This is a genomic window from Streptomyces sp. NPDC047014 (assembly GCF_040644195.1).
In the GTDB taxonomy this organism is placed as follows: Bacteria; Actinomycetota; Actinomycetes; order Streptomycetales; family Streptomycetaceae; genus Streptomyces.
In genome coordinates this window covers 28,274-47,626 of sequence record NZ_JBEYVX010000038.1, presented here as the reverse complement: position 1 = coordinate 47,626, position 19,353 = coordinate 28,274, and the positions used below count along the sequence as shown (strand labels likewise).

Annotated in this window: 15 protein-coding genes and 1 pseudogene; 3 read left to right on the top strand and 13 right to left on the bottom strand. The window is 73.1% G+C overall.

Going from position 1 to position 19,353, the window contains the following annotated elements; translation table 11 throughout:
• Positions 1-10: 10 nt before the first annotated feature.
• Both ABZ873_RS20870 and ABZ873_RS20865 read right to left on the bottom strand, forming a co-directional pair.
• Complete coding sequence (locus ABZ873_RS20870) at positions 11-2,260, bottom strand: MMPL family transporter (RefSeq protein ID WP_360873989.1); 2,250 nt, start codon at positions 2,258-2,260, stop codon at positions 11-13.
• A 181-nt stretch (positions 2,261-2,441) separates the two neighbouring features.
• Positions 2,442-2,837, bottom strand: a complete 396-nt coding sequence (locus ABZ873_RS20865; RefSeq protein WP_360874033.1) for a signal peptidase I — start codon at positions 2,835-2,837, stop codon at positions 2,442-2,444.
• Positions 2,838-2,955: 118 nt separating this feature from the next.
• On the opposite strand from ABZ873_RS20865, the gene ABZ873_RS20860 reads away from it, so the two are divergent.
• The gene (locus ABZ873_RS20860) at positions 2,956-3,756 is read left to right on the top strand and encodes a GNAT family N-acetyltransferase (RefSeq protein ID WP_360873986.1); all 801 of its coding nucleotides are present in this window, start codon (positions 2,956-2,958) and stop codon (positions 3,754-3,756) included.
• 39 nt (positions 3,757-3,795) lie between these two features.
• Here ABZ873_RS20860 and ABZ873_RS20855 read toward each other — a convergent pair whose 3' ends face one another.
• Positions 3,796-4,536, bottom strand: a complete 741-nt coding sequence (locus ABZ873_RS20855; protein WP_360873983.1) for a siderophore-interacting protein — start codon at positions 4,534-4,536, stop codon at positions 3,796-3,798.
• 192 nt (positions 4,537-4,728) lie between these two features.
• On the opposite strand from ABZ873_RS20855, the gene ABZ873_RS20850 reads away from it, so the two are divergent.
• A complete protein-coding gene (locus tag ABZ873_RS20850; RefSeq protein ID WP_360874030.1) occupies positions 4,729-6,831 on the top strand; it encodes a penicillin acylase family protein in 2,103 nt (700 codons plus the stop codon).
• The gene (locus tag ABZ873_RS20845) at positions 6,828-7,424 is read left to right on the top strand and encodes a GNAT family N-acetyltransferase (protein WP_360873980.1); all 597 of its coding nucleotides are present in this window, start codon (positions 6,828-6,830) and stop codon (positions 7,422-7,424) included. Before ABZ873_RS20850 ends, ABZ873_RS20845 begins: the two co-directional genes overlap by 4 nt.
• A 141-nt stretch (positions 7,425-7,565) precedes the next feature.
• Here the strand turns inward: ABZ873_RS20845 and gatB are convergent, their stop codons facing one another.
• From gatB to ABZ873_RS20795, 10 genes and pseudogenes are all read right to left on the bottom strand, one after another.
• Positions 7,566-9,020 carry an Asp-tRNA(Asn)/Glu-tRNA(Gln) amidotransferase subunit GatB gene (gene gatB, locus ABZ873_RS20840; protein WP_360874027.1) on the bottom strand — a complete coding sequence of 485 codons (1,455 nt, stop codon included), beginning with the start codon at positions 9,018-9,020 and terminating at the stop codon, positions 7,566-7,568.
• Between the two features lie 76 nt (positions 9,021-9,096).
• Entirely contained in the window at positions 9,097-9,288 is a 192-nt protein-coding gene (locus tag ABZ873_RS20835) for a hypothetical protein (protein WP_360874024.1), read from the bottom strand.
• A gap of 44 nt (positions 9,289-9,332) precedes the next feature.
• Positions 9,333-10,826 carry an Asp-tRNA(Asn)/Glu-tRNA(Gln) amidotransferase subunit GatA gene (gatA, locus tag ABZ873_RS20830; protein ID WP_360873977.1) on the bottom strand — a complete coding sequence of 498 codons (1,494 nt, stop codon included), beginning with the start codon at positions 10,824-10,826 and terminating at the stop codon, positions 9,333-9,335.
• Positions 10,827-10,831: 5 nt separating this feature from the next.
• The gene (gatC, locus tag ABZ873_RS20825; RefSeq protein ID WP_030030671.1) at positions 10,832-11,128 is read right to left on the bottom strand and encodes an Asp-tRNA(Asn)/Glu-tRNA(Gln) amidotransferase subunit GatC; all 297 of its coding nucleotides are present in this window, start codon (positions 11,126-11,128) and stop codon (positions 10,832-10,834) included.
• A 138-nt stretch (positions 11,129-11,266) separates the two neighbouring features.
• Positions 11,267-13,222: pseudogene (locus ABZ873_RS20820) on the bottom strand (EAL domain-containing protein); the annotation flags it as partial.
• Positions 13,223-13,837: 615 nt separating this feature from the next.
• Positions 13,838-16,039, bottom strand: a complete 2,202-nt coding sequence (gene ligA / locus ABZ873_RS20815) for an NAD-dependent DNA ligase LigA (protein ID WP_360873974.1) — start codon at positions 16,037-16,039, stop codon at positions 13,838-13,840.
• A gap of 29 nt (positions 16,040-16,068) precedes the next feature.
• Positions 16,069-17,052 (bottom strand): methionine synthase, encoded by a 984-nt coding sequence (locus tag ABZ873_RS20810; RefSeq protein ID WP_360873971.1) that lies wholly within the window; start codon positions 17,050-17,052, stop codon positions 16,069-16,071.
• Complete coding sequence (locus tag ABZ873_RS20805) at positions 17,049-17,738, bottom strand: SDR family oxidoreductase (RefSeq protein ID WP_360873968.1); 690 nt, start codon at positions 17,736-17,738, stop codon at positions 17,049-17,051. The genes ABZ873_RS20810 and ABZ873_RS20805 overlap by 4 nt, the downstream gene beginning before the upstream one ends.
• A 54-nt stretch (positions 17,739-17,792) precedes the next feature.
• Complete coding sequence (locus ABZ873_RS20800) at positions 17,793-18,137, bottom strand: DUF1330 domain-containing protein (protein ID WP_360873966.1); 345 nt, start codon at positions 18,135-18,137, stop codon at positions 17,793-17,795.
• Between the two features lie 94 nt (positions 18,138-18,231).
• A complete protein-coding gene (locus ABZ873_RS20795; protein WP_360873963.1) occupies positions 18,232-19,272 on the bottom strand; it encodes a helix-turn-helix domain-containing protein in 1,041 nt (346 codons plus the stop codon).
• Between the last annotated feature and the right edge of the window lie 81 nt (positions 19,273-19,353).

The window sequence follows — 19,353 nt, the reverse complement described above, 5'->3', positions numbered from 1 at the left end:
GGGTCGCCGGTCACCGGGAGGCGGTGGCGGGCTCGGCGCCGTCCTCGCTCGTGGCGCCGGCCGCGCCGGGCCGCTGTGCGGGAAGTGTCGCATGGGGGACGCGGTCCGGGGGCTCGATGCTGATCTTGGGCAGCAGGCGGTCGAGCCAGGCGGGCAGCCACCAGTTCGCGCCGCCGAGCATGTGCATCAGGGCCGGGACCAGGAGGGTGCGCAGGACGAAGGCGTCGAGGGCCACGGCCGCGGCGAGCGCGATGCCGAACATCGCGATGATCCGGTCCCCGCTGAGCACGAAGGCGAGGAAGACGGAGATCATGATCACGGCCGCCGAGTTGATGACCCGGCTGGTCTCGGCGAGGCCCACGCGCACGGCCCGCCTGTTGTCGCCGGTCTCCAGCCACTCCTCGTACATCCGGCTGACGAGGAAGACCTGGTAGTCCATCGACAGGCCGAAGAGCACCGACACCATGATCACCGGCAGGAAGGGCTCGATGGGCCCGGCGCTGCCCAGGCCCAGCGGCTCGCTCCCCCAGCCCCACTGGAAGATCACCACGACGACGCCGAAGGAGGAGGCGACGGCGGCGACGTTCATCGCGGCCGCCTTGAGCGGGATGCCGATCGAGCGGAAGGCCAGCAGCAGCAGGACGCAGCCGAGGGCGATGACCACGGCGACGAAGAGCGGCAGCTTCCCGACGATGACATCGGCGAAGTCGTCGTAGGCGGCGGTCACACCGCCGACGTGGACCTCCATCGAGCTGTCGTGCACCGCGCCCGGGACCACGTCCTGGCGCAGGGTGTCGACCAGGTCGCTGGTGGCCCGGGACTGCGGGGCCGATTCCGGTACGACGGTCAGGACGGCGGTGTCCCCGGCGCGGTTGACGACGGCCGGGCCGACGGAGGCCACGCCCTCGGTGGTCCGCAGGACCTCCCCGAGGCGGTCCACCGCGTACCGGTCGGCGGCGTCGTCCAGCCGGGCCACGACGGCGAGCGGGCCGTTGCTGCCGGGCCCGAAGCCCTCGGCCAGCAGGTCGTACGCCTGCCGGGTGGTGGAGGTGGCGGGGTTGTTGCCCTGGTCGGAGGTGCCCAGGTGGAGGGAGAGCGTCGGCAGGGCCAGCACCACCATGACGAGGGTGGCGAGGGCGCCGAGCAGCTTGGGGTGGCGCTCGACGAAGCCGGACCAGCGGGCGGCGAAGCCGGAGGTCTTCTCGGGCCGCGGCCCCTCGGCGGCGAGCCGGCGGCGCTCGCGCCCGGAGAGGGCGCGCATGCCGATGTACGAGAGGAGCGCGGGCAGCAGCGTCACCGAGGCGGCGACGGTCAGCACCACCGTCACGGAGGCGGCGACGGCCACGCCGTTGAGGAAGTTCAGCCGCAGCACCAGCATGCCGAGCAGCGCGATGCAGACCGTCGCGCCGGCGAAGACGACGGCGCGGCCGGTGGTGGCGACGGCGTTGAGGGCCGCCTCCTCCACCGGCAGGCCCCGCGCGAGGCCCTTGCGGTGCCGGGTGACGATGAACAGCGCGTAGTCGATGCCGACCCCGAGGCCGACGAGGGTGCCGAGCATCGGCGCGAAGTCGGCCACCGGCATCACATGCCCGAGCAGGGTGATGCCGAAGTAGGCGGTGCCCACGCTGACCAGGGCGGTGGCGATGGGTATCAGGCTCGCCGCGAGCGAGCCGAAGGCGAGGAAGAGCACCAGGGCGGCGACGGCCACGCCGATGACCTCGGCCAGGTGGGCCGTGGGGGCCTCGGTGAGCTGGATGGCGCGACCGCCCAGCTCGACCTGGAGCCCGCCGGCTTCGGTGCGGGCGTTCTTCGCGGTGTCGACCACGGCCTCCGCCTGGGCCTTGGGCACGGCGTCGGCCAGCTTGTCGAAGGTGACCACCGCGTAGGCGGTGCGCCCGTCGGGGCTGATCTGGGCGGCGCTCCGGGGGTCCGGCCCGTAGGGTCCGGCGACCGAGCCGACGCCGGGGAGCTGGGCGACGGAGTCGAGCGCGCGGCTCATGCGCTGCTCGATGTCGGGGGCGCGTACGGTCTGCCCGTCCGGGGCCCGCCACACGATGGTGTCGGTGTCGCCGCCCTGCCCGTGGAAGCCCTCGCGCAGCAGGGCGTTGGCCCGGCCGGACTCGGTGCCGGGGACCTCGTAGTCGTTGGAGAAGGCCGTTCCGGCGGTCAGCGCGGCCGTCGCGGTCCCGCCGAGGGCGAGCAGCCAGATCAGCACGGCGAGGAGACGGTGGCGCATGCACCACCGCGCGAATTCTGCCAACGGACGTGCTCCCTGGTGGGTTCGGATCTTTACCGGGAGACAGCCCGTCGCAAAGAACGCGTGAACTCGTGAAGGCGTGGCCGGCAGCGCGGGGGGGGGTCGCCCCGTCGTCCGGCCGCGGAGGAACCGCGGGCCCACGATCCCAGCATTCGGTGATCGTCGGCCCGTTTCGTGTGCAGTGTCACAGGGCCGCGGCGGGCCCCTCCGGCTCGTCCACCCGGTAGCCGGGAATGGAGGGCCAGCGCACGGTGAGGACGACGGCGTCCTCCTCCGCGTACCAGGAGTGGTCGACCCCGCGCCCCCAGAGCACGTAGTCCCCCTGCTCCTCCAGGACGACGGTCCGGCCCGGGAACTCCAGCCGGAAGCGGCCGCTGATGAGGACGAGCAGCGCGACGCGCTTCTCGGCGGTGGCCCAGCGCTCGCGGGCGTCGCCCTTGGGGTGGACGCCCCACTTGATCTCGACGTCCTCGCTGTGGCGGAGGTCGGCGGGGTCCTTGAAATGGCCGAGGAGCCAGCCGCGGTCGGCGGCGGCGTCGGGGCCGGCCTTGCCGGTGTAGATGGCGAGGTCGTCGTTCACAGAGGCGGGGCTGTGGTTCACGGACGTGAGGCTGTCGTTCACAGAGGCGGGGCTGTCGTTCACGGACGTGAGGCTAATGCAGTTGTGGCGGCCCTCCGGACACTGGTGAGCTGGCGCGATGACGATCGATGGGGATGACCTGACGGCGGTCCGCACCCGGTACGACGCCGAGGTGCGCGAGGCCGCGCAGCCGGACGGCGCCGGGGCGCGCGTGGAACGGGTGGGGCGGGTGGTGCGGCAGAGCAGCCCCGGGCCGGGGTGGAACGGCGTGCTCTGGTCGGACCTCGACGAAGAAAGCGCGGACGCGGAGATAGCCGCGCAGCTGGCCTTCTTCTCCGGAACCGGCTGCCCGGAGTTCGAGTGGAAGCTGTACGGCCACGACCGCCCCGCGGACCTCGGGGCCCGGCTGCGGGCGGCGGGTCTGGTCCCGGAGCCGCCCGAGACGCTGATGGTGGGACGCACCGCCGACCTGGCCCTGCTGCCGCTGGACCCCCCGGCGGGGGTCACGCTGCGGGTGGTGACCGACGAGGCGGGCGTGGACCTGATGACGGAGGTCCACACCGGGGCCTTCGGCAGGGAGCGGCCGCGGCTCCGGCAGGCGCTGCTGGACCGGCTGCGGGACGAGCCGGAGACGATCGCCGCGGTGGTCGCGATGGCGGGCGGTACGCCGGTGAGCGCGGCCCGGATGGAGATGCGTCCGGGGACGGCCTTCGCGGGCCTGTGGGGCGGCGGCACGGTGCCGGGATGGCGGGGCAGGGGCATCTACCGCCTGCTGGTGGCGCACCGGGCGCGGATCGCGGCGGACCTCGGCATCCCGTACCTCCAGGTGGACGCCTCGGAGGACAGCCGCCCGATCCTGGAACGCCTGGGCTTCGCGGTCCTGGGCACCACGGTCCCGTACGTCTGGACGCGCCCGTAGCCGGGGCGGGAGCACGAGGCCCCCGCCCCACCGCTACGACTAGGCCGCGCTCGGCCGCCAGTACCCCAGGCCGTTCACCCGCTGCTTCGGCAGGCCGAGGTCCTTGCGGAGGTACGAGGTCAGGTCGCGGGTCGTCGCCGTGTCGCAGGCCAGCCAGACGTACGCCGAGGACGCGTCCGCGCCGATCAGCTCCGGCAGTTCCGCGCGCACCCGGTCCGTGAGGGCCGAACCGGAGCGCTCCACGCGGCGGATGTCGTGCCGGTCCGCGTCCAGCCGTACCGGCAGCCCCGTGTCCGAGGCGTGCTGGGTCTCGAACCAGATGGTCGCCGGGGTGTCCGGGAAGGAGTCGAGCAGCGAGTTGACCGCCGGCAGGGAGGCGGAGTCGCCGATGACCAGGAGCCGTTCCGGCGCGGGCGCTGGGGCGGTGTAGCCGGTGCCCTGCACCGTGGCCTCGATCGTGTCGCCGGGCGCCGCCTCGCGCGCCCAGGCGCTGGCGGCGCCGTCGTGCAGGGCGAACTCGAAGGAGAAGGTGCCCGCTGCGGGGTCCGGGTCGACGAGGGTGTAGGCGCGCTGGTGCGGCTTGCCGGCGTTCTGGAACCACACCCGCACCCACATCGTGGGGTGCAGCGAATCGCCCACCGCCGCCAGCAGCCCGCCGTCCGTGAAGTGCACGCGACGGTAGTGGTCCGTGACGTCCTCCGCCCCCGTGACCGTGAACGTGAAGTCCTTGCCCCGAAGGAGCTTGAGGACGACGCCCTCCCAGCCCTTGCCGACAGCCATGTACGACCCCTCCCCTGACGCGCCTATAGTTAGGTCAGCCTAACCTAATGCGCCATCGGGGAGAGTGTGAGCAGCGTGAGCAGTCTGAGCAGCGGAAGCGACCCGGAGTCGAACGCGGACACCGGGGGCGCCGAAGGCGGCCCCCACGCGCGGACCCCGGAATCCTACGGCGTCTTCCGCGACCCGTGGGGCATACCCCACCTGCGTGCGGAGGACGAGCTCCGGCTCGTCCACGCGCAGGGCCGGGTCACCGCCTTCGACCGGGCCTGGCAGCTGGAGGTCGAGCGCCACCGTGCCGCCGGCTCCAGCGCCTCCTTCCTCGGCGCGGAGTCCGTCACCTGGGACCGCTTCGCCCGCCGCAGCCGCCTCGCGGACACCGCCCGCCGCTGCTACGAGGCCATGGAGGCCGAGGACCCGGCCACCGCCGCCTGGGTGCGCGCCTATGTGGACGGCGTCAACGAGGGCCTGGCCGCCGGCGCCGCCCGCGACGAGCGCTTCGCCCGCACCGGCCTGGTCCCCGCCCCCTGGGAGCCGTGGGTGCCGCTGGCGATCTGGGTCGCCACGCACATCCTCTTCGCCGGCTTCCCCACCAAGCTGTGGCGCGAGCGCGTGGCCCGCGCCCTCGGCGACGAGACCATGACCCTCTTCGCCACCGACGGCCCCCGCATCGCCGGCAGCAACGGCTGGATGGTGCCGGGCGACCGCACCACCAGCGGCGCGGCGATCATCGCGGGCGACCCGCACCGCTTCATCGAGGACCCGGGCGTCTACCAGCAGATCCGCCTCTCCTGCCCGGAGTACGACGTACTGGGCCTGGCCGTCCCCGGCGTCCCGGGCCTGGCCCACTTCGGGCACACCGGCAGCGCCGCCTGGGCCATCACCAACGCCATGTCCGACTACCAGGACCTGTACGTCGAGCAGTTGCGCCGCGGCCCGGACGGTGCGGGCGCCCCCGTCGAGGCGCTGGGCCCGGACGGGGTGTGGGAGCCCGTCTCCCGGCACACCGAGACGATCACCGTGGCGGGCGGCGAGGACGTCGAGGTGGAGGTCCTGGAGACCGCCCGCGGCCCCGTGATCATCGACGCGGACGGCGACCCCGGCACCGCCGCGGACGGCACCGACGCGGACGGCACCGACGGCATCGGCGGCAGCGGGGGCAGCCCGCAGACCCTCTCCCTGCGCTACCCGCCCCGCGTCCGCCGCGACCTCGGCTTCGCCGTGCTGCCCGCGCTGCTGCGCGCCCGTACCGTCGCCGACATCGACCGCGCCCTCGACGGCTGGGCCGAGCCGGTCAACGTCGTGCACGCCGCCGACACCGAGGGCGGGCTGCTGCACCGCGTGGCCGGGGTGGTCCCGCTGCGCGACCCCCTCAACCGGCTGCGCCCGGTGCCCGCCTGGGAGCCGCGGCACGCCTGGCAGGGCTGGGCCCCGACCCCCGCCGAGCCCGTGCAGGGCTTCGCCGTCATGGCGAACGCGCGCGGGATCGCCTCCCCGCTCGGCGTGGAGTTCGCGCCCCCGCACCGCGCCGACCGCATCCGCGAGCTGCTCAGCGGCTCCGCGGACTGGTCCCCGAAGGCGATGGCCGACGTACACCGGGACACCTACCTGGCCTCGGCCGAGCCGCTGCTCGCCCTGCTGCCCGGCTTCGAGGACCTGACGTCGGCCGCGCGGGAGCTGCGTACCCGGCTGCTCGGCTGGGACCGGCGGATGGAGGCGGACAGCGCCGACGCCACCGTCTTCGCGGCCTTCCGGACCGCGACCGTCCGGCGGCTCGCCGCCGATCCCGTCTTCACCGGCCTGTGGGGCACGCCCCCCGGCCCGGACGTCTTCCACCCCTGGCAGTACCTGCTCCCGAAGATCGGCTACGCCCTGGAGGGCCTGCTCACCAGCTCCCTCGTCCCGGAGCTGGACCGGGCCGCGCACGTCCGCGCCGCGCTGGAGGAGACGGCCGCGGCCGGCACCCTCGACGCCCCGTGGTCGCAGGTGCACCGCCTGACCCCCTGGCAGGCCCTGCCCGACGCGGACGCGCCCGAGTGGCCCGGCCTGGGCGGCGACCACGACTGCGTCAACGCCAGCTCCTCGGTCCCCGGCTTCACCGACCTCACCGCCCGCGCCTCGGCCGCCCGCTACGTCTGGGACCTCGCCCGCCGCGAGGACAGCCTGTGGGCCGTGCCGCTGGGCGCCGACGGGGTCACCGGCAGCCCGCACCACCGGGACCAGCTGCCCCTGTGGGCGCGATGCGAACTGGTCCCCGTCGTCACGGACTGGGCCCGCCTCACGAAGGAGTCGGCATGACACCCCCCGCCGGCGCGGCCGAGGCCGTGTACACCCACCTCGTGGAGGGCTTCGGCGAGGTCACCGTCTCCCCCGTCGACCCGGCCGCCGACTCCGCCCTGATCCACGGGTGGGTGACTCAGGAGCGGGCGCGGTTCTGGGGCATGGCCGGGGTCAGCCGCGAGCTGGTCCAGGAGATCTACGAGGACCTCGACCGCCGCACCACGCACCACGCGTTCCTCGTCCGCCTGGAGGGCGAGCCGGTCGCGCTGTTCCAGACGTACGACTGCGCCGAGGACCGGGTCGGCGAGTGCTACGAGGTGCTGCCCGGGGATGTCGGCGTGCACCTGCTGATCGGGCCGATCGAGGGCGCCCCGCAGCGCGGTTTCAGCGGCGGCCTGATGACCGCCTTCCTCGCCTTCGTCTTCTCCGACCCGGCCACCCGGCGGGTGGTCGCGGAGCCCGACTCCCGCAACGCGAAGGCCATCGCCCGGCTGGAGCGCACGGGCTTCGTGCTCGGCCCCGAGGTGGAACTGCCGGAGATCGACCTCCCCGAGGTCCATATCCCGGCGAAGAAGGCCCGGCTGGCCTTCCTCGGCGCCCCGCCCCACTGAGGAAGTCACCGCCCGGCGCCGTTCTCGCCGCGCCGGTGCTCACGCGCTGACGGCCCGGCTCCCCGAGGGCACGCCGGACATGCCGAGGGCCCCGCACCACCCGGGGTGCGGGGCCCTCGTACGACAACCGGGAGCGGGGGATCAGCCCTCGCTGACGCCCAGCTTCTCCAGGATGAGCTCCTTGACGCGTGCCGCGTCGGCCTGGCCCCGGGTGGTCTTCATGACCGCGCCGACCAGGGCGCCCACCGCGGCGATCTTGCCGCCGCGGATCTTGTCGGCGATCCCCGCGTTGCCCGCGATGGCCTCGTCCACGGCCGCGCCGAGCGCGCCCTCGTCCGAGACGACCTTGAGGCCGCGCTTGTCGACGACCTCGTCCGGGGTGCCCTCCCCGGCGAGCACGCCCTCGATGACCTGGCGGGCCAGCTTGTCGTTCAGGTCGCCGGCCGCGACGAGCGCCGCGACCCGGGCCACCTGCGCCGGGGTGATCGGCAGCTCGTCGACGACGACGCCCTGCTCGTTGGCGTTGCGGGCCAGCTCGCCCATCCACCACTTGCGCGCGGCGGCCGAGTCGGCGCCCGCCTCGATGGTGGCGACGATGGAGTCCACCGCGCCCGCGTTGAGGATCGACTGCATGTCGTGCTCGTTGACGCCCCACTCCTCGCGGAGCCGGTTGCGGCGCACGCGCGGCATCTCGGGCAGACCGCCGCGCAGCTCCTCCACCCAGGCGCGGGCCGGGGCCACGGGGACCAGGTCCGGCTCGGGGAAGTAGCGGTAGTCCTCGGCGTTGTCCTTGATGCGGCCGGCCGTGGTGGAGCCGTCCTCCTCGTGGAAGTGCCGGGTCTCCTGCACGATCGAGCCGCCCGAGGACAGCACGGCCGCGTGGCGCTGGATCTCGAAGCGCGCCGCGCGCTCGACGGAGCGCAGCGAGTTGACGTTCTTCGTCTCCGAGCGGGTGCCGAACTTCTCGGTGCCGTTCGGGCGCAGCGACAGGTTCACGTCGCAGCGCATCTGGCCCTTGTCCATGCGGGCCTCGGAGACGCCGAGCGCCTTGATGACCTCGCGCAGCTCGGCGACGTACGCCTTGGCGACCTCGGGGGCCCGCTCGCCCGCGCCCTCGATGGGCTTGGTGACGATCTCGATGAGCGGGATGCCCGCGCGGTTGTAGTCCAGCAGGGAGTGGGACGCGCCGTGGATACGGCCGGTGGCGCCGCCGACGTGCAGCGACTTGCCGGTGTCCTCCTCCATGTGGGCGCGCTCGATCTCCACGCGGAAGATCTCGCCGTCCTCCAGCTGCACGTCGAGGTAGCCGTTGAAGGCGATGGGCTCGTCGTACTGGGAGGTCTGGAAGTTCTTCGGCATGTCCGGATAGAAGTAGTTCTTCCGGGCGAAGCGGCACCACTCGGCGATCTCGCAGTTCAGCGCGAGACCGATCTTGATGGCGGACTCGACGCCGATCGCGTTGACGACCGGGAGGGAGCCGGGCAGGCCGAGGCAGGTCGGGCAGGTCTGCGCGTTGGGCTCGGCGCCCAGCTCGGTGGAGCAGCCGCAGAACATCTTGGTCCTGGTGCCGAGCTCGACATGGACCTCCAGGCCCATGACGGGGTCGTACGAGGCCAGGGCGTCCTCGTACGACAGCAGTTCGGTGAAGGTGGTCACGGTGAAAACTTCCCTCTCAGCCCATCAGGACGTCGTCGTCGCCCAGACGCTTGAGCTCGCGGTACAGGATCGCGAGGCCGGTGGCGATGGCGGCGGCGGACACGACGGCGTCGACGAGCTTGAGCGTGTCGTTCTCGGAGCGGGCCATGCGGGCCTGCTTGATCACGCTGATGGCGCCGAAGGCGGTGGTGCCGATGGACAGGTACATGCCCGACTTGGACTTCTTGAAGCCCTTGGCCTTGGTCAGTGCGCTCACAGCGACGGTGCCTCCTCAAGCAGCGGGTGACCCCAGCGGGCGACGAAGGCGGCCTCGACGGCGGCGCCGACCTTGTAGAGCCGGTCGTCCTTCATCGCGGGGGCGATGATCTGGAGCCCGACCGGGAGACCGTCCTCCGGGGCCAGGCCGCAGGGCAGCGACATGGCGGAGTTGCCGGCCAGGTTGGTCGGGATGGTGCACAGGTCCGCGAGGTACATCGCGAGGGGGTCGTCGGTGCGCTCACCGATCGGGAAGGCGGTGGTCGGGGTCGTCGGTGAGACGATGACGTCGACCCGCTCGAAGGACTTCTCGAAGTCCTTGCTGATGAGCGTGCGGACCTTCTGGGCGGAGCCGTAGTACGCGTCGTAGTAGCCGGAGCTGAGCGCGTACGTGCCGAGGATGATGCGGCGCTTGACCTCGTCGCCGAAGCCGGCCTCGCGGGTCAGGGCGGTGACGTCCTCGGCGGACTTGGTGCCGTCGTCGCCGACGCGCAGGCCGTAGCGCATGGCGTCGAAGCGGGCCAGGTTCGAGGAGCACTCGGAGGGCGCGATCAGGTAGTACGCGGCCATCGCGAGGTCGAAGGAGGGGCAGTCCAGCTCGACGATCTCGGCGCCGAGCTCCTTGAGGAGCTCCACCGACTCGTTGAAGCGCTGGACGACACCGGCCTGGTAGCCCTCGCCGGCGAACTGCTTGACCACACCGACGCGCATCCCGGCGACGGAGCCGTTGCGGGCGGCCTCGACGACCGGCGGGACCGGGGCGTCGATGGAGGTGGAGTCGAGCGGGTCGTGGCCGGCGATCACCTCGTGCAGCAGGGCCGCGTCCAGGACCGTACGGGCGCACGGGCCGCCCTGGTCGAGGGAGGAGGAGAAGGCGACCATGCCGTAGCGGGAGACACCGCCGTACGTGGGCTTCACGCCGACGGTGCCGGTGACGGCGGCGGGCTGGCGGATGGAACCGCCGGTGTCCGTGCCGATGGCGAGCGGGGCCTGGAAGGCGGCGAGGGCCGCCGCGGAGCCGCCGCCGGAGCCGCCGGGGATCCGGGTGAGGTCCCAGGGGTTGCCGGTGGGGCCGTAGGCGCTGTTCTCGGTGGAGGACCCCATGGCGAACTCGTCCATGTTGGTCTTGCCGAGGATGACGACGTCGGCTTCCTTGAGCTTGCGCGTCAGGGTGGCGTCGTAGGGCGGGATCCAGCCTTCGAGGATCTTCGAGCCGACGGTGGTCGGGACCCCGACGGTGGTGAAGATGTCCTTGAGGGCCAGCGGTACGCCCGCCAGCGGGCCCAGCTTCTCGCCGGCCTCGCGCTTGGCGTCGACGGCGCGGGCCTGGGCGAGGGCACCCTCGCGGTCCACGTGCAGGAAGGCGTTGACCTTCTCGTCGGTGGCGTCGATGCGGGCCAGGTGGGCCTCGGTCACCTCGACGGCCGTGAGCTCGCCGGAGGCGATCTTCTCGGCGGTCTCGGCGGCCGTGAGCTTGATGATGTCGACCATGGCTGTTAGTCCTCCCCCAGGATCTGCGGCACCTTGAAACGCTGCTGCTCCTGGGCGGGAGCACCGGAGAGCGCCTGCTCGGGGGTGAGCGACGGACGGACCTCGTCCGCGCGCATGACGTTGGTCAGCGGCAGCGGGTGGGAGGTCGGCGGGACGTCTTGGTCGGCGACCTCGGAGACGCGGGCGACCGCGCCGATGATGTCGTCGAGCTGTCCGGCGAAGTGATCCAGCTCGTTGCTGGACAGCTCAAGGCGCGCCAGCCGAGCGAGGTGGACGACCTCCTCGCGCGTAATGCCAGGCATGCAGCGATCCTCTGGGGGTGGGTGGATGTGTAGTTTCGGGCTCAATCCTATGGGGCGGGGCGGGCGGCCTGCGAAACGGTTTGGGGCATGGCCCGAACCGCACCCCCGCGCGGAGCCCCGGCGGGGCCGGAGGCCGGGTCAGACCGCGTCGGCCTCGGCCGCCGCCAGCTCCGCCGTGATGTCCGCCGGGCGGCGCCAGCCGCGCTCGCCGCGGGCCAGCAGCCAGGCGGTGGCCTCCTGCGGCGGCATGGCGGCGGCCACCAGCCAGCCCTGGACGGCGTCGCAGCCCAGGTCCCGCAGGCGCTCCCAGGTCTCGTCGTCCTCGACGCCCTCGGCGACGACCAGCAGGCCCAGCGAGTGCGCGAGGTCCACCGTGCAGCGGACGATCTCCGCGTCCTGGGTGTCGACGGCCAGCCGGCCCACGAACGAGCGGTCGATCTTCAACTCGCTGACCGGCAGGCGGCGCAGGTGGACCAGCGAGGAGTAGCCGGTGCCGAAGTCGTCCAGGGACATCTTCACGCCGTGCCCGGTGAGCCCGGCCATGGTGTCCGCGGCCCGCTGGGGGTCCTCCAGCAGGACGTGCTCCGTTATCTCCAGCTGGAGACCGCTGGCGGGGACCCCGTGCCGGGCGAGGCGCGCGGCGACGGCGCCCGCGAAGCCGGGGGTGTGGACATCGCGCGGCGAGACGTTGACGGCGACCGGGACCTTGAGCCCCTGGGCCCGCCAGCGCGCCACCTGGGCGAGCGCGGTCTCCAGTACGTACTCGGTCAGATGCGGCATCAGCCCGGAGGTCTCGGCGATCGCGATGAACTCGTCCGGGGGGACCCGGCCGCGCTCCGGATGCACCCAGCGCACCAGGGCCTCCAGCCCGGCGACCTGCCCGTCGAAGCGGACCTTGGGCTGGTAGTGCAGTTCCACTTCGCCGGCGTCCAGGGCTCTGCGGAGATCCCCGAGCAGTCCCAGGCGGTCGGGGGTGTTGCTGTCCCGCTTGGACTCGTACACCTCCACGCCCGTACGGTCGCGCTTGGCCTGGTACATGGCGACGTCGGCGCGCCGCAGCAGCCCCTCGGCGTCGAGCGCGTGGTCGGGGAAGACGGCGAGGCCGGCGCTGGCCTCCAGGACGAGGGTGAGCCCGTCCAGGTCCAGCGGGGAGCTGAGCTCGGCCACGAGGTGACGGGCGATGCGCTGGGCGCTGGTGGTGGAGTCGGCCACGGGCAGCAGGACGGCGAACTCGTCACCGCCGAGCCGGGCGGCCTCGGCGTCCTCGGGGAGGGCCTGGCGCAGCCGGTCGGCGATCTGGAGCAGCAGCCGGTCCCCGGCCAGGTGGCCCAGGGTGTCGTTGACGGCGCGGAAGCGGTCCAGGTCGATCAGCACGAGCGCGGCGCGGCTGCCCAAACGTTCAGCCTCGTCCAGGGCGGACCAGGCGCGCTCCAGCAGCCACTGCCGGTTCGGCAGCCCGGTCAGCGGGTCGCGGAGCTGCTCCTCGGCGCGGGCGCGGGCGATCCACAGGGTGGAGTCCAGGGCGATCAGCGGCACGGCGAACAGCGGCAGCAGGACGGGCAGGGTGATCGCGACGACGCCGATGAGGGGTGCGATACCGAGCAGCGCGACGGCCACTAACGCCTGCCGGAGCAGGGCGGTGCGGGCGACGCTGGGCAGGCCGGCCCCGCGCGGGGCGAGGGCGATCCACAGCAGCAGGCGGGTGGAGACCAGGTAGGCGACGGCGACGAAGACGATCTCGGGGACGGCGTCCAGGCCCCAGGTGGTGGGCAGCCAGGGGGCTTCGACGGTGGGGGTCTCGCCGAAGGTGGCGAGGACGAGGGCGCCGGCGCCGATGCCGAGGATGTCGACGGAGCCGTGCAGCAGGCCCTGCCGCCAGCGGTGCCGGCGCGCGGCCCCGACGAGGGAGACCACGGCCAGCGAGACCAGGCCCGCGGGCACCCAGCCGTAGAGGATGAGGACGCCGAGGGTGAGGGCCGCGCCCGATCCGGTGCCGCCCCACCAGCGGTCGCGGCCCAGCGCGACGAGGTGGCCGACGATGATGCCGGTGAGGAGGGCCAGGGCCCAGCCGACCGGGCCGCCGGGGAACAGGGCCTGACGGTCGTTCAGGGCGGACACGACGCCGGTGACGAGGACCGCCAGCGCGAGCCCGACCACGAGGAAGGGCAGCACTCCGCGCCGTCCCTGCCCGCCCTCGCCGGTGTCGACCGGCCGGGTGGTCTCCGGTGTCCTGGCACCCAGCAGCCCGAACCTGCCCGCCCGCATGGAGGGGGGATCCCCGCCGAATTCGGGTGACGGGTCGGCGCTTTCGGTGGGTTTCATGCCCGTACCTCTCACAGCCGGCGATGCCGATGTCACGCGATGGCCCCGGTGTCGTGTCACCACGGCCGAGATCGCATCCTGCAGCCGCGCACGACAGGCGCACGCCTCAACAGTAGGACGCGGGAGGCTCCCAGGGGCAGCGGTCGGCAGTGGTTGCCCGAATGCGACCCAGCCATCCTCATCAGTACGGTATCCGCCGAACGGGTGAGTTTGGACCAGGACCCCCCGTCACCCCTCCGATGATCCGACAGGTCACCGCCCCGGCAACAGCCTTGTACCGGCCGTTTACCACCGCCCGCCGCGCCTGGCGTGCGCCCGCCCGTACGGCCGCACGCCACGCATCCGTTCGCCTTCGCCACTCCCCCGCGGGCATCGCCCCTGTGTGTACTACTCCTCCGCCGCCCCGCCATCCACCGGAAGGGCGGCCTCTCTCGCCGCGTCCGGGCCCTGCTCCAGCAGCACCGCGAAGCCGGCGTCGTCCAGGACGGGCAGTTTCAGCTGCACGGCCTTGTCGTACTTCGAGCCCGGGTTGTCGCCGACCACGACGAAGGAGGTCTTCTTCGACACGGATCCGGTCACCTTGGCGCCGCGGCTCTGCAGGGCCTCCTTCGCGCCGTCGCGCGTGTGGCTCTGCAAAGTGCCGGTGACGACCACGGTCAGCCCCTCCAGCGGCCGCGGGCCCTGCTCCTCGGCGGAACCTTCCTCCTCCATCCGCACCCCGGCCTCCCGCCACTTGCGCAGGATCTCCTGGTGCCAGTCGACGGCGAACCACTCCTTGAGGGAGGCGGCGATGATCGCGCCGACCCCGTCGGTGGCGGTCAGCTGCTCCTCGGTGGCCGCCTCGATCGCCGCGATCGACCGGAACTCGCGCGCCAGGGCCTCGGCCGCGACGGGGCCGACGTGGCGGATGGACAGGCCGTTGATGACCCGGGCGAGCGGGCGCGTCTTGGCCGCGGCGATGTTCTCCAGCATCGCCAGGGCGTTCTTCTTCGGCTCGCCCTTCTGGTTGGCGAAGACCGTGACGACCTTCTCCTCGCCGGTCTTCGGATCGCGCTTGGGCAGACCGCTGTCCTGGTCCAGGACGTACGCCTTGATCGGCAGCAGCTGCTCGATGGTCAGGCCGAAGAGATCGCCCTCGTCGAGCAGGGGCGGCTGCGCCGGCTCCAGCGGGGCGGTCAGCGCGGCCGCCGCCACCATGCCGAAGTGCTCGATGTCCAGGGACTGCCGGCCGCCGAGGTAGAACAGCCGCTCGCGCAACTGGGCCGGGCAGGTCTGCCCGTTGGGGCAGCGGACATCGATGTCCCCCTCCTTCATGGGCCGCAGCGCCGTCCCGCAGGCCGGGCACTCCGACGGCATCTCGAACTCGCGCTCGGTGCCGTCCCGGAGGTCCACCACCGGGCCCAGGATCTCGGGGATGACGTCACCGGCCTTGCGCAGCACCACCGTGTCCCCGATGAGCACGCCCTTGGCCTTGACGACCTCCTGGTTGTGCAAGGTCGCGAACTCCACCTCGGAGCCCGCCACCGTCACCGGCTCCACCTGCGCGAACGGGGTCACGCGCCCGGTGCGCCCCACGCCGACCTTGATGTCGATCAGCTTGGTGTTGACCTCCTCGGGGGCGTACTTCCAGGCGATGGCCCAGCGCGGCGCGCGCGCCGTGGAGCCCAGCCGCCCCTGGAGCGCGACCTCGTCGAGCTTGACGACGACCCCGTCGATCTCGTGCTCCACGGAGTGCCGGTTCTCACCGAACCCCGCGATGAACTCCCGTACCTCCGCGAGGGAGGAGACCACCTTGTTGTGCCGGGCGGTGGGCAGGCCCCACTCGCGCAGCAGCTCGTACGCCTGCGACTGGCGCTCGATCTCGAAGCCCTCGCGGGCGCCGATGCCGTGCACCACCATGTGCAGCGGGCGGCTCGCCGTGACCTTCGGGTCCTTCTGGCGCAGCGAACCGGCTGCGGCGTTGCGCGGGTTGGCGAAGGGCTTGCCCTCGGCGGCGACGAGCCGGGCGTTCAGCTCCTCGAACTTCTCCATCGGGAAGTAGACCTCGCCGCGGATCTCGACGAGGTCCGGGATCCGGTCCCCCGCGAGGCGGTCCGGGATCTCCGCGATGGTGCGGACGTTGGGCGTGATGTCCTCGCCGGTGCGGCCGTCGCCGCGGGTGGCCGCGCGGGTCAGGCGGCCCTTCTCGTAGGTGAGGTTGACGGCGAGGCCGTCCACCTTGAGCTCGCAGAGGTAGTGGTAGTCCGAGGTGTTCACATCGCGGGCCACGCGCTCGGCCCAGGCGGCCAGTTCCTCGTCGTCGAAGGCGTTGTCGAGGGAGAGCATGCGCTCGCGGTGCTGCACGGAGGCGAAGTCCGTCTCATACGCCCCGGCCACCTTCTGGGTGGGCGAATCGGGGGTGCGCAGCTCCGCGTACTGGTCCTCCAGGGCCTCCAGGGAGCGCAGCAGCCTGTCGAACTCGGCGTCGCTGACGACCGGCTGGTCGTTCACGTAGTACCGGAAGCGGTGCTCCTCGACCTGCTCGGCCAGCAGCTGGTGCTGCTCGCGCACCGCCGCCGGTACTGCCATGTCCTGCTGTTCGGCTGCCATGCCGTTCCTCCCGTGACCCGTCTCGTCCGTCACTCAGGGTTGTCGGCGAGCGACCTCGCCGCTCTGACGCAATGGGCCTGCACCGCGCGCGCGTAGGCGGGCGAGGCGCCCGCCAGGCCGCACGACGGGGTGACCACGACGGACCCCGCGAGGGTCCCCGGGGCCAGGCCCAGCCTGCGCCAGAGCTTCCTGACACCCATGACGCTACCGCCCGGGTCCGACAACGGGGCATCGGTGCCGGGCACCACTCCGGCGAAGAGTTTCGTCCCGCCCTCGACGGCCTCGCCGAGGGCCTCGTCCTCGCGCTCGGTGAGCAGGGAGAAATCGAACGAGACGCCGGCGGCGCCCGCCCGCCGGAGCAGTCCGAAGGGGACCTCGGGCGCGCAGGAGTGCACGATCACCTCGCCGTCGTGGACGGCGAACGCCTCGCGCAGGGTGCCCTCGACGACCTGCCGGTCGACGGCCCGGTAGGTGCGGTAGCCGCTCGCGGAGCGGACCCGGCCGCGCAGCACGGCGGTGAGCGAGGGCTCGTCGTACTGGAGCACGATCTCGGCGCCGGGGACGCGCCGGCGGACGTCCGCGAGGTGCGCGCGCAGGCCCTCGGCCAGGGAGGCGGCCAGGTCCCGGCAGGCGCCGGGGTCCTGGAGCACGGCCTCGCCGCCGTGCAGTTCCAGGGCGGTGGCCAGGGTCCAGGGCCCGACGGCCTGGAGCTTGAGCCTGCCGGTGTAGCCCTGGGTGAACTCCTCCAGGGCGTCCAGGTCCTCCCCGAGCCAGGAACGGGCCCGGCGGGTGTCCCGGCCGGGCCGGTCGCTGATCCGCCAGCCGCTGGGCTCGACGTGGGCGTACAGGTCGACCAGCAGCCCGAGGGAACGGCCGATCATGTCCGCGCCGGGGCCGCGCGCGGGCAGCTCGGGCAGGTACGGGAAGTCCTCGAAGGAGCCGGTCGCCGTCTTCGCGGCCTCGCGGGCGTCGCCGCCGGGCAGCGAGCCGACACCGGTCGCGGCGGCGCTCACCGGCCGGGCCGCACGGAGAGGTCGTTGACCTCGGCGTCGCGGGGCAGGTCGAGGGCCATGACGACGGTGGTCGCGACGGACTCGGGGTCGATCCAGGCGGCCGGGTCGTACTCCTTGCCCTCCTGCGAGTGCACCTTGGCCTGCATCGGGCTGGCGGTGCGGCCGGGGTACACGGAGGTGACCCGGATGCCGTGGGCCCGCTCCTCGGCGCGCAGCGAGTCGGCGAGGGCCTTGAGCCCGTGCTTGGAGGCGGCGTAGGCGCTCCAGTCGGCGTGGGCGGTGAGGCCGGCGCCGGAGTTCACGAAGACGACGGTGGCCCGGGAGGCCCGCAGGGTGGGCAGCAGCAGCCGGGTCACCTCGGCGGGGGCGATGAGGTTGACGTTGAGCTGCTGGTGCCAGGTCTTCGGCCGCAGCTCCCCCACCGGCCCGAGGTCGACGATCCCGGCGATGTGCAGCAGCGAGTCGATGCGCTCCGGGACGGCCTGCTTCGAGAAGGCCCAGGACAGCCGGTCGGGATCGGCGAGGTCCCCCACGAGGGCCCGCGCCCCGGGGTACCGCTCGACGAGCTGCTTGCCGCGTGCGGCGTCACGGGCGAGGAGGACGAGCTCGTCGCCCCGGGCGTGCAGCCGAGCGGCGACGGCAGCGCCGATACCGGACCCGGCACCGGTGATCAGATGAGTAGCCATACCGCCCATGCTCGCAGGTCGCGGGCGGCCCGGGGGCACAGGCCCGGGGGGCCGTCAGAGTCCGGACGCGGCGCGCAGGGAGGCCGCCGTCCGGGCGGGGTCGTAGTCGGCGGGGACGCCCTCGATGAGGATGGCCTCGCCCGGGATGTGGCGGGTGCGGAGCGGGAGGATGGCCTGGTAGGCGTCCGAGGTGTACCAGGCGCGGGCCCGTGCCATGTCCGGGAAGGCGATGACGACCACGGTGCCGGGGAAGGGGCCCTCCAGGACCTCGGCCTCCTGACCGTGCACGAGGAAGCGGCCTTCGTGGGGGTCCATCGTGGACTGGATGGTCTCGATGTAGCCGAGGATGTCCTCGTTCATCGCCGCGGGGCGGAGGTGGGCTATGGCGTAGGCGGTCATGGTCTGCTCCCCTGTCGGTGTCAACCGGCCCGCCGGTAGCGGCCGTTGGTCCGATCCTGGCAGGGCGGGGGCGCGGGGGCGATTACCTCCGGGGTCATGCCGCCGCGTGCGGCTGGAAGGTGCGGCGGTAGGCGATCGGGGAGACGCCGAGGGAGGCGCGCATGTGCTGGCGCAGGGAGTTCGCCGAGCCGAAGCCGGAGCGGTGGGCGACCAGGTCGACGGGGAGGTCGCTGGATTCGAGCAGGCCGCGGGCGACTTCGAGGCGCTGGGCGGTGAGCCACTGCACGGGGGTCATGCCGACCTCGTCGCGGAAGCGCCGGGTGAAGGTGCGCAGGCTCATCCGGGCGTGCGCGGCCAGCTCGTTGAGGCTGATGGGGCCGGCGAGGCGTTCCAGGGCCCAGGCGCGGGTGGCGGTGGTGGTGGCCACGGTGGGCTCCGGCACGGGCCGGTCGATGTACTGGGCCTGCCCGCCGTCGCGCCAGGGCGGTACGACGCACATGCGGGCGGCCCGGTTGGTGACGGCCGCGCCGTGGTCGCGGCGGATCAGGTGCAGGCACAGGTCGACGCCGGAGGAGACCCCGGCCGAGGTGAGAACGTCGCCGTCGTCCACGAAGAGGACGTCCTCGTCGACGCGGACCCGGGGGTAGGCCCGGCGGAACTCCTGGGCGAGGTTCCAGTGCGTGGTGGCGGGCCGGTCGTCGAGCAGGCCCGCGGCGGCGAGCACGTAGGAGCCGGAGCAGATCGAGACCAGCCGGGTGCCGGGCCGGATCCCGGCGACGGCCGCGGCGACGGCGGGCGGCAGGGGCCCGCCGAGGGCCAGTTCGGGCATGGCGTGGGTGGGCGGGACGATCACGGTGTCGGCGGCGGTGAGGGCTTCCGGCCCGGCGGCGGGCTGGAGGGTGAAGCCGGAGTCGCTGAGCACGGGCCCGCCGTCGGCGGTGCAGACGACGACCTCGTAGAGCGCGGCCCCGTCCTCGTCCACGGCGCTGCCGAAGACCCGGGAGGGGATCCCGAGCTCGAAGGGCGGGAAGCCGGGCAGGGCCAGTACGGCGACCAGGTGCCGGCCGTCCGTACCGCGCCCGGGGCGGGGCGTGGGTCTGCCGCCCCCGGTGCTGTCGTCCCGCGTCTCACTCATGGCCAGATCCTGTCACATAGTGGCCAAACGGCCAATACCATGAGCGTACGCCGTCCCCGAATCTGAGACACGTCACCGGGA

Coding starts and splice junctions, on each gene's coding strand:
- gatB (WP_360874027.1), bottom strand. CDS start 9,020: ATGGGCCTGGAGGTCCATGTCGAGCTCGGCACCAGGACCAAGATGTTC.
- gatC (WP_030030671.1), bottom strand. CDS start 11,128: ATGCCTGGCATTACGCGCGAGGAGGTCGTCCACCTCGCTCGGCTGGCG.
- ABZ873_RS20845 (WP_360873980.1), top strand. CDS start 6,828: ATGACACCCCCCGCCGGCGCGGCCGAGGCCGTGTACACCCACCTCGTG.
- ABZ873_RS20835 (WP_360874024.1), bottom strand. CDS start 9,288: ATGTACCTGTCCATCGGCACCACCGCCTTCGGCGCCATCAGCGTGATC.
- ABZ873_RS20860 (WP_360873986.1), top strand. CDS start 2,956: ATGACGATCGATGGGGATGACCTGACGGCGGTCCGCACCCGGTACGAC.
- ABZ873_RS20795 (WP_360873963.1), bottom strand. CDS start 19,272: ATGAGTGAGACGCGGGACGACAGCACCGGGGGCGGCAGACCCACGCCC.
- ABZ873_RS20805 (WP_360873968.1), bottom strand. CDS start 17,738: ATGGCTACTCATCTGATCACCGGTGCCGGGTCCGGTATCGGCGCTGCC.
- ligA (WP_360873974.1), bottom strand. CDS start 16,039: ATGGCAGCCGAACAGCAGGACATGGCAGTACCGGCGGCGGTGCGCGAG.
- ABZ873_RS20855 (WP_360873983.1), bottom strand. CDS start 4,536: ATGGCTGTCGGCAAGGGCTGGGAGGGCGTCGTCCTCAAGCTCCTTCGG.
- ABZ873_RS20800 (WP_360873966.1), bottom strand. CDS start 18,137: ATGACCGCCTACGCCATAGCCCACCTCCGCCCCGCGGCGATGAACGAG.
- gatA (WP_360873977.1), bottom strand. CDS start 10,826: ATGGTCGACATCATCAAGCTCACGGCCGCCGAGACCGCCGAGAAGATC.